This window comes from Treponema endosymbiont of Eucomonympha sp., assembly GCF_001028545.1.
In genome coordinates, this window is record NZ_BBPW01000310.1 from 1 (window position 1) to 774 (window position 774).

Annotated in this window: 2 pseudogenes; one reads left to right on the forward strand and one right to left on the reverse strand. The window is 64.5% G+C overall.

The features are described 5' to 3' along the window. Positions 1 to 221 (forward strand): annotated as a pseudogene (locus AWU74_RS13920) (adenylosuccinate synthetase); the annotation flags it as partial. 66 nt (positions 222 to 287) lie between these two features. Here the strand turns inward: AWU74_RS13920 and AWU74_RS12785 are convergent. Further along, positions 288 to 725, reverse strand: a pseudogene (locus AWU74_RS12785) (GltB/FmdC/FwdC-like GXGXG domain-containing protein); the annotation flags it as partial. Positions 726 to 774: the final 49 nt, after the last annotated feature.

The window sequence follows — 774 nt, forward strand, 5'->3', positions numbered from 1 at the left end:
AACTTGCGCTGCTCGAAACGCGCGGAATCGACTGGAAGGGGCGGGTGTTTATCTCCGAACGCGCGCATTTAGTGCTGCCACGCTATCGCGCGCTCGACCGGGAGCGGGACGCCCGGCGCAAAAAGCCTATCGGCACGACAGGGCGGGGAATCGGCGAGACGTATGCCATGAAATCCGAGCGCGACGGCGTCCGACTCGCCGACCTCGCGTGGGACGAAAAACAGAGACGCAAGGAGTTCGTCTTTATCCGTTCCGGGAAAATACGCGCAGAACCGCTCGATATACGGATGAATCTCCGCAATGTCCGCGCCTTTCGCCTGCGCAGCCACGATTTGAACGGGGAAGCGCACGGGGGGCGTTTCGCAGCGCAGATAAATCGCGCCGCCGTGCATTCCCGTGCCGCAGAAATTGCCCACCAGCTTCTTTTCGCGCACATCGGTCTGCGGCTTTTTCCCCGCCGCCTCCAGCCCCAGCACGATGATGATTCCCCCCGCCTGATACTCGCCCAGAAAACTACCCGCTTTCCCACCCACGACGACGGCGGGGCGGTGCTCGCGGTATGCCTTCATGTGGATTCCGGCGCGGTAGCCGGTGTTGCCGCGCACGTAAATCGCGCCGCCGCGCATTCCGTAGCCCGTCGCGTCGCCCGCGTCGCCGTGCACCACGATAGAGCCGTCGTTCATCGTGTCGCCGGTCGCGTCCTGCCCGTTGCCGTGTACCCCGATATCCGAGCCGTCGAGGTAGTCGCCGAGCGCGTTCCCCGGCGTGCCGTGT